This is a genomic window from Mycoplasmatota bacterium (assembly GCA_018394295.1).
Lineage (GTDB): Bacteria > Bacillota_I > Bacilli_A > Haloplasmatales > Haloplasmataceae > JAENYC01.
Map to the genome: position 1 here is coordinate 2,212,965 of CP074573.1, position 15,721 is coordinate 2,228,685.

Annotated in this window: 13 protein-coding genes and 1 pseudogene; 4 read left to right on the forward strand and 10 right to left on the reverse strand. The window is 28.6% G+C overall.

Going from position 1 to position 15,721, the window contains the following annotated elements; translation table 11 throughout:
- The first annotated feature begins 61 nt into the window (after positions 1–61).
- The 3 genes from KHQ81_10150 to KHQ81_10160 all read left to right on the forward strand — a co-directional run bounded on the left by KHQ81_10150 (position 62) and on the right by KHQ81_10160 (position 1,842).
- The gene (locus tag KHQ81_10150; protein QVK17245.1) at positions 62–529 is read left to right on the forward strand and encodes a hypothetical protein; all 468 of its coding nucleotides are present in this window, start codon (positions 62–64) and stop codon (positions 527–529) included.
- Positions 530–652: 123 nt separating this feature from the next.
- The gene (locus tag KHQ81_10155) at positions 653–1,465 is read left to right on the forward strand and encodes an HAD family phosphatase (protein QVK17246.1); all 813 of its coding nucleotides are present in this window, start codon (positions 653–655) and stop codon (positions 1,463–1,465) included.
- Positions 1,462–1,842, forward strand: coding sequence for a DUF2085 domain-containing protein (locus tag KHQ81_10160; GenBank protein ID QVK17247.1), 381 nt, complete (start codon positions 1,462–1,464; stop codon positions 1,840–1,842). Before KHQ81_10155 ends, KHQ81_10160 begins: the two co-directional genes overlap by 4 nt.
- Before the next feature lie 147 nt (positions 1,843–1,989).
- Here the strand turns inward: KHQ81_10160 and KHQ81_10165 are convergent.
- The 10 genes and pseudogenes from KHQ81_10165 to asnB all read right to left on the reverse strand — a co-directional run bounded on the left by KHQ81_10165 (position 1,990) and on the right by asnB (position 15,126).
- Positions 1,990–3,455 (reverse strand): annotated as a pseudogene (locus KHQ81_10165) (IS1182 family transposase).
- A gap of 173 nt (positions 3,456–3,628) precedes the next feature.
- Positions 3,629–4,246, reverse strand: coding sequence for an 8-oxo-dGTP diphosphatase (locus KHQ81_10170; protein QVK17248.1), 618 nt, complete (start codon positions 4,244–4,246; stop codon positions 3,629–3,631).
- A gap of 47 nt (positions 4,247–4,293) precedes the next feature.
- Positions 4,294–5,736, reverse strand: coding sequence for a pyruvate kinase (gene pyk / locus KHQ81_10175; protein ID QVK17249.1), 1,443 nt, complete (start codon positions 5,734–5,736; stop codon positions 4,294–4,296).
- An 11-nt stretch (positions 5,737–5,747) separates the two neighbouring features.
- Positions 5,748–6,707 carry a 6-phosphofructokinase gene (pfkA, locus tag KHQ81_10180; protein ID QVK17250.1) on the reverse strand — a complete coding sequence of 320 codons (960 nt, stop codon included), beginning with the start codon at positions 6,705–6,707 and terminating at the stop codon, positions 5,748–5,750.
- A 106-nt stretch (positions 6,708–6,813) separates the two neighbouring features.
- A complete protein-coding gene (gene dnaE, locus KHQ81_10185; protein ID QVK17251.1) occupies positions 6,814–9,837 on the reverse strand; it encodes a DNA polymerase III subunit alpha in 3,024 nt (1,007 codons plus the stop codon).
- A 160-nt stretch (positions 9,838–9,997) separates the two neighbouring features.
- Positions 9,998–11,182, reverse strand: coding sequence for an acetate kinase (locus KHQ81_10190; protein ID QVK17252.1), 1,185 nt, complete (start codon positions 11,180–11,182; stop codon positions 9,998–10,000).
- Between the two features lie 13 nt (positions 11,183–11,195).
- Positions 11,196–12,188 (reverse strand): class I SAM-dependent methyltransferase, encoded by a 993-nt coding sequence (locus KHQ81_10195; GenBank protein QVK17253.1) that lies wholly within the window; start codon positions 12,186–12,188, stop codon positions 11,196–11,198.
- 90 nt (positions 12,189–12,278) lie between these two features.
- On the reverse strand, positions 12,279–12,689 hold the full coding sequence (gene ytfJ, locus KHQ81_10200; GenBank protein ID QVK17254.1) for a GerW family sporulation protein: 411 nt from the start codon (positions 12,687–12,689) through the stop codon (positions 12,279–12,281).
- Between the two features lie 17 nt (positions 12,690–12,706).
- Positions 12,707–13,264 carry a hypothetical protein gene (locus KHQ81_10205; protein QVK17255.1) on the reverse strand — a complete coding sequence of 186 codons (558 nt, stop codon included), beginning with the start codon at positions 13,262–13,264 and terminating at the stop codon, positions 12,707–12,709.
- Positions 13,265–13,332: 68 nt separating this feature from the next.
- Positions 13,333–15,126 carry an asparagine synthase (glutamine-hydrolyzing) gene (asnB, locus tag KHQ81_10210; GenBank protein ID QVK17256.1) on the reverse strand — a complete coding sequence of 598 codons (1,794 nt, stop codon included), beginning with the start codon at positions 15,124–15,126 and terminating at the stop codon, positions 13,333–13,335.
- Between the two features lie 109 nt (positions 15,127–15,235).
- Between asnB and yidD the strand changes: the two genes are divergently transcribed.
- Positions 15,236–15,460, forward strand: coding sequence for a membrane protein insertion efficiency factor YidD (gene yidD / locus KHQ81_10215; GenBank protein QVK19618.1), 225 nt, complete (start codon positions 15,236–15,238; stop codon positions 15,458–15,460).
- The last annotated feature ends 261 nt before the right edge of the window (positions 15,461–15,721 follow it).

Here is a 15,721-nt window from a genome sequence, read left to right on the forward strand (position 1 = left end):
TGACTAATATAAAGTTTTTTTATATAGTATAAATAATAGTATATGAGAGGTGGTTAATAATATGTATTGCAGAAATTGTGGTAGTGAAGTTGAATCTATAAATGAACCTTGTACAAAATGTGGATTTCTTCCATTAAATGGGACAGATTATTGTCAAGAATGTGGGTTTACTACAAACGCTAATCAATTTATATGTACAAGTTGTCAACAAAGATTGAAGTTTGCTCCTAGTCCTTCTTCCCAAACTTATCATACTGAACATAAAACAGTGAAACAAACTAAGCATTATCAAGATGTGGAAGATTATCTAGAGCTTGATCAACCAAATGTTGTTGCAAATATCGCTGCTTGTTGCACTGTTCCTTTTTCTGGTCCAATCGTTGGATTAGTATTATATCTAGTATGGAAAGATGAAAAACCAAATGCTGCTAATTCTGTTTGTATGTGGACACTGATTCCATTTATAGGGATAATCATTTTTTATTTATTTTTCTTTATGATTGGTGGCTTTACCCAGATATTTAGATGATTTAATCACGTAATATACGTGATTTTTCTTTTATCCCAGTTTCTATACCTTGACTATTTTATTTTTTTAGTATATTCTAGTAACTACACTCTTAATCTTTATACAATTACTAGAGGTGAAATAATGAAAAATAAACATTTAATTTTATTAGATTTAGATGGAACGACACTTTATGATTGGCAAAGCATGACTGATGAAACGATACAAGCCATTCATCAAGTGAAGGCTCTTGGTCATGAAATATGTATCGCAACAGGAAGACCTTATCGTTCATCTAAAGTTTTTTATGACCAATTAGAACTTAAAACACCAATCATTAACTATAATGGTGCTTTAATTCATCATCCATATAATTCTCACTTTGATGAAATTACAAGAGAAATTGATTTAAACTACATCCTTAAAGTATTTAATGAGATTGATCATTTAATAGAAAATGCTTTTTGTGAATATTATGAAGATATCTATCTTTACAAAGAAAGTAAAGATATTATGCCCCTTATTCATCCTGAAGGAGGGAAAATTATAATAGGAGATTTCAAGGAAACACTACATTTAAATCCTAATGGTTTTATTTTATTGACTTATCCAGATTGTTATCAAGAAGTTGAAGCCTTTTTATCAGAAAACTTTAAAGGCATATTAGATTTTAGAAATTGGGGTGGAGATTACCAACAAATCATTGAAATATATACGCCTGAAACTAGCAAAGGAAATGCGATGCGATATATTCAAAGCTACTTTGATATTCCAAAAGAACGCACAATTTCTTTCGGAGATGGTGAAAATGATGTTGAAATGATTAAAGATGCAGGTATTGGTGTGGCGATGGAAAATGCGGTTGATTCTGTTAAAAAAGCCGCAAAACACATTACCTTAAGTAATAAAGATAATGGTGTTGCCCACTTTTTGAGAAAGTTTTTTAAATTATCTTGAAAAAAAATTTTTTTGATGTCTTCTTTCATTGTCATAAATTACCAGAGCGCTCCTTTTTTTACAAAGATAAACAATTCCCTATCTGTAGCCGTTGTACGGGGATTTTTATTGGATATATTATTGGGATTATATCTTTAATACTAGGTATATTTTTCCCTTTCCTTATTCTTAAGTTTTGGATTTCAATATTACTCATTATCCCAATGCTAATAGATGGCTCAATTCAATTTTTTACTCATTATAGAAGTAATAATTATAAAAGATTAATTACAGGTGTCTTAGCTGGATTCGGTATTATCTTTTTTCTATATTACATAGCTCTTCTTGGAATGGCACATGGTAGATGGGTAGTTGACCATCTATTATCTTATTTCTAATTTCTTTAAAATAAAAAAGCGAAACAGATGAGGGTGCTGAAAATCTAGTCTATTTTCAGATAACTAATATTAAATAAAAAAAGTTAGAAATGATTTAACTTCATTTTCTAACTTTTTTATTGTTTCTATTAAAGAATGAGATATATTCTATCCCATTAGTGTTACAATTCTTTTCAAGTTTACTGCGAATATTGTCATTGCTGATTGTATCTGCATACCTAAAAGGCCATGGGATTGACATCTTTTATATCCATGACTATTTTTCAATTCAGAATTTTTAGCTTCTATCTTATACCTTTCTTTTGCTAATTCTTTGAATTCTTTACTTTCTTGAAATTTTTCATGTTCTGCATGAACATTATCCTTCTTTAATGTAACTGTATAAGATCTACTATCTTGTCCTTCTTTATATCCACATTCTTCTTTAAATGGACACGTTTTACATTTTTCTACATCAAAATAATGCGTTTCTCGCAATGGAGTTCCTTCTATCTCATGTTTCTTTTTACCATGTAGTGCAACTCTAACTCCCATATGACCTGCTTTACATACATATCTTTTCGCATCTTTATTATATTCAAAATTCTCACATTTTCTTTTATTTCCTTTAGATACTGTTTTACTCAATTTTGAAACTAATTTAAATTCATTTTTTTCGCATATTCTATTAGTTCTTTTTCTGAATACGCTCCATCCCCTATAAAAGCATCAACTTCAATTCCAGTTTCTTTTGATTTCACATATAATTCTCTTGCTTGCTTTCCATCGTGTTTATCTCCACTTGTCACAACTGCCGCTGTGATAATTCGTTCTGGCACCATCGCGATATGTGTTTTATATCCAAAGAATGATGTATCAGCTGATTTATGTCCTACTTTTGCATCCTTTTCTACCATTGAATTTATTTCTTCAATATTATCATTTACTATTTCTTCTAATAAGTTTGTTTTTAATCTAATATTTTCTCTGATTAGTAAATTTTCATCATTTCTAATTAATTCAACTAATTCATTACAGTATTTTATATGATCGTCTATATTCTTTGATATTGGCTTTTCAGGCATCTTATCTTTATAACTTTCATCAGTCTTATATACTACTTTTCGTAAATTTTTTGATTTCTCTTCTAAGATTTCAAGTGGTGATTTATAATTAAACATACTATTTGTATGTGTTGAGTCTACTATTATTTGTTTTGATTTTATTAATCCTAAGTTTAGTGCTAGTTCTACTGTTTTTGAAATTAGTTTATCTAATAATTCTCCATCTTTTAATCGTAACTTTCTAAACTTTGTTAAACTTGTTGGATGGATAATATCTGTTTCTTCTGGAGCTATTTCTAAAAAATACTTATATGCCATATTTAATTGTGCTTGTTCAACTAAATCTCGGTCAGACATTGGATACATTACTTTTAATAATAATAATTTAAACATAAAAATAGGACATTTCGCTGTCGCTCCATTATCCTTTGTATATTTATCTTTTAATTCTTCATAAACAAATTCAAAATCCACTAATTCTTTAAATTTTCTTAATATATGATTCTTTGGAACCACAATATCATACAACTTACTGTATGGACTTAAGACAAGTTCTTTATTAGGTAGCATACTATCACCAATTTCAAATTATTTTCTACCTTCATTATATCATTTTTCACTTTCTTTTCGTTGTATTTATATGAAAAAAGGAAGAATAATTAATATACTCTTCCCAATTCATAATTTGATGAGACTTTTTCAGCAGCCTCAAACAGATTCGCTTTTTTTTTAATTCTCACTTATTATTTATATATAATTTTATAATCAATGACTTTATCTTCTTCGTAGTGTAAGTAAGCACTAAATGGTTTATTCATAATAATATTCATTAAAAAATATTGATCACCTTCCCATAAAGGTAAAGCCATAACTTTATCTTTTGGAATCCAGGATAATTCTCCTTCATTACAGTCACCAATTTCATTTTCATAGTCATACCCTACGAAACAATACATTACTTCTTTACCAACTTCATAACCAAAATTCTTAAAAACTACTTGACCAACATAATTGTATTTCGTCAATTTAATACCTGCTTCTTCATATACTTCACGCAAAACACAGTTATATTTAGATTCACCTTTTTCTACTTTTCCACCCAAACCATTATACTTATTTATATGTACATCATCTTTCTTTTTATTTCTAAGCATCATTAAAACATGTTGATTTTTAACTATTAAACATAAGGTTGTTTCACGAATTTTATCTATTTTAAAATAATAATAACTTAGTAGTAATATAAGGATGATTGACACTAATAATAAATACCAAAATCTAAGCAGACTAAAAAATACAAGTGAGGCAAACAAAATAATAAGTAATATTTTTACGAACTCCTTTTTTTGTTGATATGTCATAATAATCACCTATTAAAAAAGAGGTTATTCACCTCTTATATTTATCTTTATTTTACTTCATATATTTTCATTAAGTTTGTAGAATTACGTTTAGCAACACCAGCTGTGATAATGGCAATCTCACCTTTACCTAAACCAGCTACTTCAACTGCTACTTTCTCAGCAATCTTAACTAAATCTTCACTAGACTCTACTTCACTCACAACCACTGGAGTAACACCCCAATTTAAAGCAAGTGATCTAGCAGTATCATGTGATGGGGTTACAGCAATGATTGGGCATGTTGGTCGATATTTAGAAATTAATCGAGCAGTATATCCTGACATAGTTGCAGCAACAATCACACTAGCCCCTAAATCAGCAGCAGAATCACAAACTGATAATCCAATTGCAGATTCAATCGTATGAGGACTAGATAAAATAGCACGATTAATCATTATCTCATGATTAATTTCTTCTTCTAAACGCATAGCAATTAAGGCTTGTGTTTGAGCTGAACGTACAGGGTAACTTCCTGCAGCTGATTCCCCTGATAACATTACAGCATCTGTTCCATCTAATACAGCATTGGCTACATCAGATACCTCAGCTCTTGTAGGACGTGGATTTTTTTGCATTGATTCAAGCATTTGTGTTGCAGTTACAACTATTTTCCCTACTTCATTACATTGACGAATAATTCGTTTTTGAATAACTGGTACTTCTTCAGCTGGAACTTCAACTCCTAAATCACCACGAGCTACCATGATTCCTTCACAAACTTCTAATATTTCTTCAGCGTTTTCAACGCCCTCTTTGTTTTCTATTTTAGAAATTAATTGTATATTTTCTCCATTATGTGCTTTTAAAATGTCTTTTATCTCTAATACATCAGATGCACGACGTACAAAGGATGCTGCGATAAAATCTAGTTTTTGTTCACAAGCAAATATTATATCGTTTCGATCTTTTTCTGAAATAAAAGGCATGTTTAATTTAGCCCCAGGAACATTAATTCCACGACGATTTTTAACTGGGTGTGTATTTAACGCTTCAGTTAAAATATATTTACCTTCACTATCTTCACCTTTATCGATAATTTTTAATTCTAAATATCCATCATCAACTAATATTGTACCATTAACTTCAACATCATCAATTAAACCTGAATAAGTGATTGAAAATTTTTCTTCAGTTCCTAACACTTCATTCATATACACTTTTACTTTTGTCCCTACAGTAATAATTGTAGGTTCATCTCCTGATGAAAATTTATGTGTACGAATTTCTGGACCTTTTGTGTCTAATAATAATGCAACATTTGTTCCTTTTTCTTCATTGATTTCACGAATGTTTTTGATTCTTTGCCCATGTTCTTCATAGTCACCATGAGAAAAATTCATTCTGATAACATTCATTCCTGCATCAACTAATTGACCCATGATCTCTTTACTCTCTGATTTAGGACCAATTGTACAAATAATTTTAGTCTTTTTAAATTCTTTAGTCACTATATTTCCTCCTAAGATAATGTTTTGCATAAGTTGTATAAATTAAGATTATCTCTTTTCTGCATTTCTAATGCTTCATAGATATCGAAATTAACTAATTGATTATTGTGTATCCCTACACAACGTCCACCTAATCCTTGAACAAGTAACTCAACCGAATAAGCTCCTAGACGACTTGCTAATACACGGTCAGATGCGGTAGGTGTACCACCACGTTGTAAATGCCCGATAATTGTAGCACGTGTTTCAACACCTGTACGTTCTTCAATCTTTCGTGCAAGTTCAATCGGATCAGTTAATAATTCAGCTAAAGCTATGATAAAATGCTTTTTCCCTTTATTTTTTGCGTGTTCAATTCGAGAAATAACTTCATCAATATCAAACCCTTTTTCAGGAATAATTAAATCTTCGACACCAGTAGCAATACCACCATAGATTGTTAAATCGCCACAATGTCTTCCCATAATTTCAACAACACTACAACGATAATGACTTGATGTCGTATCTCTTAATTTGTCAATTGCTTCAACAATTGTATTTAGAGCTGTATCAAATCCAATAGTATAGTCTGTTGATGAAATATCATTGTCAATAGTTCCAGGGACACCAATACATTTAACACCCATTTCAGTTAATTTTTTAGCACCCATGAAAGAACCATCACCACCGATTACAACAATTGCATCTATTTGGTATTTTTTTAATTGTTCAATCGCAATTTGTCGAACTTCAGGGTTTTTAAATTCAGGTAATCGTGCTGTACCTAGAAAAGTTCCACCTCGATTCAACTTTTCACTTACATCAAATGATTCTAGTTGAAAAATCTCACCTTTTACTAAGCCAGCATACCCATTTTTAATTCCAAAGACTTCAATACCATATTTCAATGCTTGTCTAGCTATTGCTCTAATACATGCATTCATTCCTGGTGCATCTCCACCTGATGTTAAAATACCAAGACGTTTTATCATATTATCACCTCTAGTTTTTCATATATGACTTGTCTATACTAATTTACCATAATTAAAGAAAATAAACAACGAAAATGATAATGAAAGCGATTTACTATTTTATAAATTAAGTTTCATTATTAATTATTTCAATATCGAATATAACCAGTTGAATTTTTTGATTTCTTTCTTGAACTTTACAACGAATCTTCACCAACTGATCTTTGATTAATTTATCTTTAATCAATTGATATATTTTAGGAAATACAACGCCATTAACACTTGTAATATCATCTGAAATTATTAAAGTCGCCATTTCTTCATTGTTTTTTGTAATGGTTTTCCTAATATTTTCAACAAATCCAACTAACTCTATGCTCTTGTTTAAATATTTTAATGTTTTACTAGGGATAATACTACTTTGATTATCTTTTTCAATATATTTTCTAATAGGATGAGTACTTAAATAGAATCCTAGATATTCTTTCTCTTTCTTCATTAATTGATTAATAGGATATTCATCTAAATCAGTATTGATTTCTATTTTGTCGGTAAAATAACCACTCTGATTAAAACGACATAAATCAATGATTTTTCGGTAATTATTTATCATTGCTTTTTTTGATAATTTGAATTCATCTAAAGCTCCGGAATAAACTAAAGCTTCAAAAATATTCTGTTTCAAAAACACATGGCATCGAAAAACAAAATCAATATAATTTTTAAAAATACCTTTTTCACGTTCATTTATAATCGCTTCACCACTATTTTGTCCAATTCCTTTAATGATCAAAAAAGCCATTCGTATACTATTATTGTTTTCGATACTATAATTATTATAACTATTATTAATTGAAATAGGTAATATTTTAATCCCATAGCGTTTACAATCCCTAATGTAGCGACCAGTTTGCGTTTCACTACCTAAAATACTTGATAACATGACCACCATAAAAGGGATCAAATAATTAGCTTTTAAGTAAGCCATTTGGTAAGAAATTAAAGCATAAGCGACAGAATGACTTCGATTAAATCCATAGTCACCAAATTTAACAATGTAGTCGTACAAAGTTTCACTGGTTAATTGATTATATCCATTTTTCATCGCACTATCTACAAACTTTACACGTTCCTTTTGTAGAACATCCTTTTGCTTTTTACTAATCGCTCTACGCAATAAATCAGCACTAGCTAAACTATACCCTGCTATTTTCTGGGCAATTTTCATGATTTGCTCTTGATAAACAATAATACCATAGGTACTTTCTAAAATAGGGATTAAGTCTTCATGTAAATATTCCACTTTTTGTTTTTTATTTTTTCTTGCGATATAAAGTGGAATATTATCCATTGGACCTGGTCTAAACAAAGCATTTACAGCAACAATATCCTCAAATTGACTCGCTTTTATATCTCGTAAAACACTACGCATTCCACTTGATTCTAGTTGAAATAACCCGGTTGTTTCACCCCTTGCAATTAAGCGATAGGTTTTAGGGTCATCAAAGGGAATATGATTAATATCAATTTTTATATGATGTGTCTTTTCAATCAATTCCAAAATTTCATTTATCGCAGTCAAATTTCTTATTCCTAAAAAATCCATTTTAAGGAGTCCTAAACTCTCTAAATCTTTTGCTTCAAATTGTGTTTGTAAAACCTCATCTAAACTAGGTTGTAAACCAGTTAATTGTCTAAGGTCTTCTTCACATATAATAATACCTGCTGCATGTGTTGTGGTATTTCTTGGAATCGACTCGATTTTCTTAGCGATATCAATTAATTTCGCAATTTCTTTATATTCATTAATTAATTTTTTAAATTCTTCATTATTATTAATATTTTGATCAATTGTTAATTTTGAATCAATATAGGAAATGATTTCATTTATTCTACTATCCTTTATTCCCATTACTTTAGCAACTTCACGAATCGCACTTCTTGCTGCGAAAGTTCCGAAACTAATAATGTGAGCAACATGATGCTTACCATATTTATTTTGAACATATTTAATAACTTCATCTCGCCTATCATCTTGAAAATCTAAATCGATATCAGGCATTGTGACTCTTTCAGGATTTAAAAATCGTTCAAATAGTAATTGATGAGTAATTGGGTCAACGTTAGTAATTCCTAATACAAAAGACACTAAACTCCCAGCTGAAGACCCTCGACCAGGACCAACATAAATCTGGTTCTTTTTAGCGTACTTAACAAAGTCATAAACAATCAAAAAATAATCACTAAAATTCATTTTTTTAATAATCGTTAATTCATATTTTAATCTTTCATAATAAACAGATGGAAATTCTTTTGTGTTTAGTCGTTTTTCAAGTCCTATTTTACATAAAGCTTTTAAATATTCATTACTACTTACCTCATTAGGCGTCTTATACTTAGGCATATGAAATGAATCAAAATCAAGTTTTACATGACACCTATCTGCGATTAAATTCGTATTATCAATCGCTTTTTGATAATTTTTAAAATAGGCTTGATATTTTTTTACTTCTAAGAAATATTGATTCGATGAAAAAAGGTCTATTGTATTTTTACTTAAATTATACCCTTTATCAATTGCCTCAAGATATCTTAAAGTAAGTGCATCCTCTGGATGACAATATTTTACTTCATTTAAACTAACATTTTCTACATTTAATTGATTTCCTATTTCAATTACTTTTTGATTTATCTCTTTGATTGTTTCATTAATTTCAGGAAAAAGAGATAAAAATACATCATTTTCAAATATTTCTTTTAATGGTTTTATAAATCGACTAAAGGTATTATTTTGTGTTGGTATAATGCAAATAATATCTAAATGGTATAAATCTAATTTTTCTAAAGATATCAGTGAATTATTTAATTGAACTTCTGTTATGATACTTAAAAGATTTTTATAACCATTATTATTTTTAGCTAATAAAATAAGAGGTGTATTAGATTGTAAAAAGACAGTCGTTCCTAATATTGGTTTAATCCCTTGTTTTTGACAAGCTTTATAAAACTTAATTAATCCGTAAACATTATTTTCATCAGTTATTGCTAATGCTTGCATGTTTTGTTGTTTCGCTTTTTCTACATATGCTTCAATCTTTAAACAACTTTTTAGTAAAGAATAGACTGTTTTACTATATAATTGTGTATACATGGTTTCACCTCTTTATATAAATAAACATTATTAATCATATTATACTAAATAAATATAAGATTACAAACGTTAAATCAATCTATTAATGAAAAAATAACTAAGTTTATTTTGTATTAGAAACAAAATCACATAGATTGCTCTATGTGATTATTATTTATTATTACTTAATTAATCTTAATGTATCTCGTGCAATCACTACTTCTTCATTAGTTGGAATAGCGTAAACTTTAATTTTAGAATCTTTAGTCGATATTAATCGTTCTTCGCCCATTACTTGATTTGCTTCTTCATCTAAAGTAATTCCTAAAGAAGTTAAACGATTCATAATAGCTTTACGCGCTGGTTCACTATTTTCACCAATACCAGCAGTAAATACGATTGCATCACAACCACCTAAAAGTACATAATATGAACCGATAAAATCACAAACGCGTTTAGCGAATAAATTCATGGTACGAACACATTTTTCATCACCATTTTTAATTCCTTCTATAATATCACGCATATCAGATGAAATTGAAGAGATACCCTTCAATCCAGATTCACGATTTAATGCAGTCATCACTTCATCAATTGTCAAATTTTCTTTTTCCATCACAAATGGAAGAATGGATGGATCAATATCACCAGAACGTGTTCCCATCATAATTCCAGCAAGTGGTGTGAATCCCATTGATGTATCAATTGATTTACCATCTTTGACAGCAGTAATAGAACCACCATTTCCAATATGTACGGTAATAATCTTCGTATCTTTTGCACCTTTTCCTAATAATTCAATTGCTCTTTCAGAAACGTATTTATGACTTGTCCCATGAAAACCATAACGTCTAATTCTGTGTTTTTCATACCATGAATAAGGTGTTGGGTATAAATAAGATTCTTCTGGCATTGATTGATGAAATGCTGTATCAAAAACAACAACTTGTTTTACATTTGGTAATATTTCACGGAAGGCTTTAATACCAGTTGCATTTGCAGGATTATGTAAAGGAGCTAAATCTTTTAACTGTTCAATTTCATCTAACACTTCATCAGTAATTAATACAGAATCAGCGAATTTTTCACCACCATGAACAACACGATGTCCAACTCCCATAATTTCTTCATAATTTTTAACAATTTTCATATCAATTAATGCATCTAAAACAATTTGTACTGCTACTGCATGATTCTTAATTGGTTTTATAAATTTCTTTTTCTCTCCATTAAACTTTATCGTAAAAATCGAATCTTCAAAACCTATTCTTTCAATTAAACCTGATGTAATGACAAGTTCGTTAGGCATCTCTAATAATTGAAATTTTAGAGATGAACTTCCTGCATTGACTGCTAATATTTTCATATTCTTCCTCCAATTATTTATTATGTATTTTTCTAAACCATTGATTTATTTGATCAATAGCGTTTTTTACTTTATCTTTATCTTTAAAGCTTGGAAATCTAAGCATTAATATTTCTTGATTAACCGTAACTTGATTTCCTCTTTTTCTTAAAATTAAAATACTTTTCTGATATTTAGCTTCTTTAAACATATCTACAGGTAATTCAATAATCCCTTGAATACAACTTTCTTTTAAAATAATCGCTTTAATCACATCGTTTTTAGGATGAACAAAAAAATCATTTGGGATTAAGTAAAAATAGTAACTACCTTCTTTACCATATTTCATTAAATTTTCAAGTATTAAATAAGGTTTATAAGTAATATTATTTTTAGCGGTAACTAAATTAAATGAACCTATCTCTTTTTCTTCATCGGTAGGTAGGTCACTAATGATAAGATCCACAGGTGAAACTAACATCTTATCTAAATTATTTTGGTTAAAAAATTCCACTTCATATTCCATTAAATTCGCTAAACGTAATGCTAGTTTCAAATAAGTAGGATTGACATCAATCCCATATAAATTATTAAACGTTTTATTACTATTGTTTGTCATTGAAAATAATAAATTCCCACTTCCAACAGTTGCATCTAAAACATCAATATCATCTTTCTTCTCAAAGAATAAATCAGTAAGATATGCAAATAACATTCCGACAGAATCAGGTGTTATCTCACTCATATTTAGTTTTAGATGTTTAAAGGCTTTTAATAAAGATAACTGAAAAGCTTTGCGAATTTCTTCTTTATTAAAAGATTCATTTTCAATTTTAAGTAGGATTTGATCTAACCCTTTAATAACCGATTCTTCTAACTGATTAACAGATTCATCAGATAAAACATAATCAATCGCATATAAAAGGCTATCTAAATAATTATTTTTACTACTTTCAAATATAAAAGTTCCCGCTTCGTCTAAGAAATCATAAAACTTCTCAACCTTATTATGAATTGTATTTAACATATTATCACCATTCCAAAGTATAATTTTACACTATTAAGATGGATTTGTCATTATTTTAACAAATAAAAAAGCTGAATTAATATATTCAGCTTATTCTTTTTGATTATTTTTCCCAAATCCATTCATCATTTTTGGACTCACTAATTTAACTTTCGCTAATAATTCTGGAACAAAATCAATTAATTTTTCATAAATGTGCGTTTGATTTTCAAGTGATAAAACTTTAATTTCCTCATCTTGATTAACAACTAAAAATGCAATTGGTGTGATTGATACCGTTCCACCACTTCCACCACCAAATGGTGGTTGTTGATTTTCTTGTGCTTTTTCTACTTTTTGTTCCGTTCCTCCTGATGCAAATCCAAATTTAACTTTTGATATGGGAATGATTGTTGTTCCTTCTTTCGTATTCACTGGTTGACCAACAATCGTATCAACATCAACCATATCTTTTATATTTTCCATTGATATTTTCATAAAACTATGAATTGGATGTTCCAAATTAATCACCTCTTATATTATTGTGTACGTTTTAATACTAGTGGTATTTTTGTAATGTATTTAACACTAACACTTATAATTTTTGCTAGATTGGTTTTTATTATGCAATCAAAATAAATAAAAACGTCATTATCAATATAATTAAATTTTGTTTCAACATCGATATCACTAACTTTTTTGAAATGTTCATTTATATAATCAATAAATACTTGCTGCATTGTGGTATAAATTGGCAAAAGAGAAAGGCCTAGTAAAGGATTTTCCATTGGAACTGCTGAATACCAATATAGATGTTTTATTGTTGATCTTTCCAGTAAATCATGATAAATTGGTCTAATACTCAACATTTTTTTATAATTTTCAAATATTTCCATTATATTGACATCTTTTTCTTCTTGTGTTTTACGTGTTGTTGCAGTATGAATAAAACGCTGTAAACTAATTGGTACACGTATAAACCCAAACATAATTAAGTAACATTTTACTTTACCCTCTGTATAAAATGTGATATACCAAGGAAAATATAATATTAATATATATAATGAAATAAATAAAAATATGTAATTTAGAATCATAGGTATCACCAAAAAATATGTGATAGAAAAAATAAATCAATTATTTATTTTTCCTTCACATATTATATTTAGATTATATTTAAATTATATTCATTAAACCAATAATCAAATTGATATAAATAAGCAATTAATTGTGGTTTTGTCATTAATTGTCCAAACCATGGTGATTCAAAAGACTTGTCATTTTCTAATAAATTATATAAAGCTTTTTTATTAAATAGTTCAAATAAAACAGAATTTTTATTATTTAAACAATTTCTAAATAATGATTTTACTAATTTTTCATATTTTGGATGATGTGTTTTTGGATAAGGATTTTTTTTACGATAGACAATTTCGTAAGGAACAATATCTTTTACCGCTTCTTTTAATAAACCTTTTTCTTTATTCTGGTAAAATTTCATCTCCCAAGGTACATTATATAGATATTCAATTAAACGATGATCGGCAAACGGCACTCGAACTTCTAAACTAGCACCCATAGTCATTCTGTCTTTTCTATCCAAAAGAGTTGTCATAAAATAAAGCATATTTAAGTAACTCAGTCTTTTATGCTTTATTTCTTCAAGTGTTTCATCCCCATTTAAAGGGACTTCACGCAATGCTTTTTTATAATGGTTATCCACATATTCTCTTAATTCAAGTTTCTTTTGATAGTTATCATTTAATAAATTATTTCGTTCATCTAAATTAGAAAGCCACGGAAAACAGCCATCTTTAAAGGTACGATAAAACCAAGGATATCCACCGAATATCTCATCAGCGCATTCACCAGATAATGCGACTGTAAATTGAGGTTTAATTTTCGTACTAAACCAATATAAAGAGGAATCAATATCTGCCATACCAGGCATATCACGTAAAATTACTGCGTTTTTAAGTGTCTCAATTAATTCTTCATTACTAATTACACAACGATGATGGTTAATATTAAAATGGTCGACAACAAAATTAATAAAATCATTATCCTCAGCCACTTGGAAATTATTGGCATTAAAATATTTTTGATTATTAATATAATCAATACTGTAAGACTCTAAATCTGGTTTATATTTTTGACCAATTAATGTTATCGCAGTTGAATCAAGTCCTCCAGACAAATAAGTACATAATGGAACATCAGAAACAAGTTGTCTTTTAATACTATCTTCAAGTAAAAAACGTACTTTCTCTACCGTAGTTTTAAAATCCTCATGGTGTACTAAAGATTTAACCTGCCAATATTGATGGATTTTTAATTGATTCTTTTTTAAGATGAGATAATGACCTGGTCTTAATTCTTTAATATTTTGATAAATCCCATTTCCTGGTGAATGAGAGGGTCCAAGTCCAAGAATTTCTTGTAATCCATTTACACTAATCTTATTAATATCAAAATAGTTTAAAATTGTTTTTATTTCTGATGATGCCATAAATTCACTATTTTCATAATAATAGTAGAATGGTTTTACACCAACACGATCACGGAAGCAGTAAATTTCTTTTGTTTGTGTATCATATATCATGAATGAAAAAATACCATTAAGTTTTTTTACACACTCTTCCCTATATTCATAAAATAGTTTTATTAGGATTTCTGTATCAGAATGTCCATTAAATAAATATCCTTTTTGTTTTAAATCTTCTCTTAATTCAGAAGTATTATACAATTCTCCATTATAAATCATTACGAGTTGATTAAAAGTATACGGTTGTTTTCCAAACTCCTTATCTACGACAACTAATCGTTTATGTCCTATATATATCGTTTCATCAAAAAAGACCCCTTCTTCATCAGGTCCTCTATGACTTATTTTTTGTAGAACTTGATAGGCTTTCTCTCGATTAATATCATTTGATTTTATCCCTATAAACCCACACATAAAATCACACCTTGCTTTTTAGATACCTTATTATATGATAAATAATGGAAATTGTTATAATGGTCTAGTTATGATATAATTAAGTGTTGGTGATATTATGATTAAAAAAATGTTTATAAATCTAATTCGATTTTATCAAAAATATATCTCAAAAGCACTTGGAAGTAATTGTCGTCATATTCCAACATGCTCTAATTATGCGATAGAAGCCTATGAAAAACATAATGTTTTTTATGCATCTTTACTAACCATCTACCGCATATTAAGATGTAATCCATTTGGAAAAGGTGGTTTCGACCCTGTACCCGAACCAAAAAAAAGAAAAATTAAATAAAGTTATTAAATATAATATATTAAAAAAGATGGTTTTGTGATTATTTAACCATCTTTTTTGTTGATTAAACATATAACTAATTACTGGTATTAACCATATATAATTAAAGACACAATTAATACTTTTTTTTAGTATCAAAACTTAAGTTCAACTCACCTCTACTCCGCTGTCTTGTCCGTACCGACTTTGTACGGTTTTTCGCTTGTGACGTACCGACTTTGCTATTTTTTCATGCTAGGAGTGTGTATTTTTCTTATTTTC

Excerpts from the sequence above, each read along its gene's own strand:
- KHQ81_10150 (QVK17245.1), top strand. The coding sequence starts at position 62 with ATGTATTGCAGAAATTGTGGTAGTGAAGTTGAATCTATAAATGAACCT.
- KHQ81_10155 (QVK17246.1), top strand. The coding sequence starts at position 653 with ATGAAAAATAAACATTTAATTTTATTAGATTTAGATGGAACGACACTT.
- KHQ81_10170 (QVK17248.1), bottom strand. The coding sequence starts at position 4,246 with ATGACATATCAACAAAAAAAGGAGTTCGTAAAAATATTACTTATTATT.
- pfkA (QVK17250.1), bottom strand. The coding sequence starts at position 6,707 with ATGATAAAACGTCTTGGTATTTTAACATCAGGTGGAGATGCACCAGGA.
- dnaE (QVK17251.1), bottom strand. The coding sequence starts at position 9,837 with ATGTATACACAATTATATAGTAAAACAGTCTATTCTTTACTAAAAAGT.
- KHQ81_10190 (QVK17252.1), bottom strand. The coding sequence starts at position 11,182 with ATGAAAATATTAGCAGTCAATGCAGGAAGTTCATCTCTAAAATTTCAA.
- KHQ81_10195 (QVK17253.1), bottom strand. The coding sequence starts at position 12,188 with ATGTTAAATACAATTCATAATAAGGTTGAGAAGTTTTATGATTTCTTA.
- KHQ81_10205 (QVK17255.1), bottom strand. The coding sequence starts at position 13,264 with ATGATTCTAAATTACATATTTTTATTTATTTCATTATATATATTAATA.
- asnB (QVK17256.1), bottom strand. The coding sequence starts at position 15,126 with ATGTGTGGGTTTATAGGGATAAAATCAAATGATATTAATCGAGAGAAA.
- yidD (QVK19618.1), top strand. The coding sequence starts at position 15,236 with ATGTTTATAAATCTAATTCGATTTTATCAAAAATATATCTCAAAAGCA.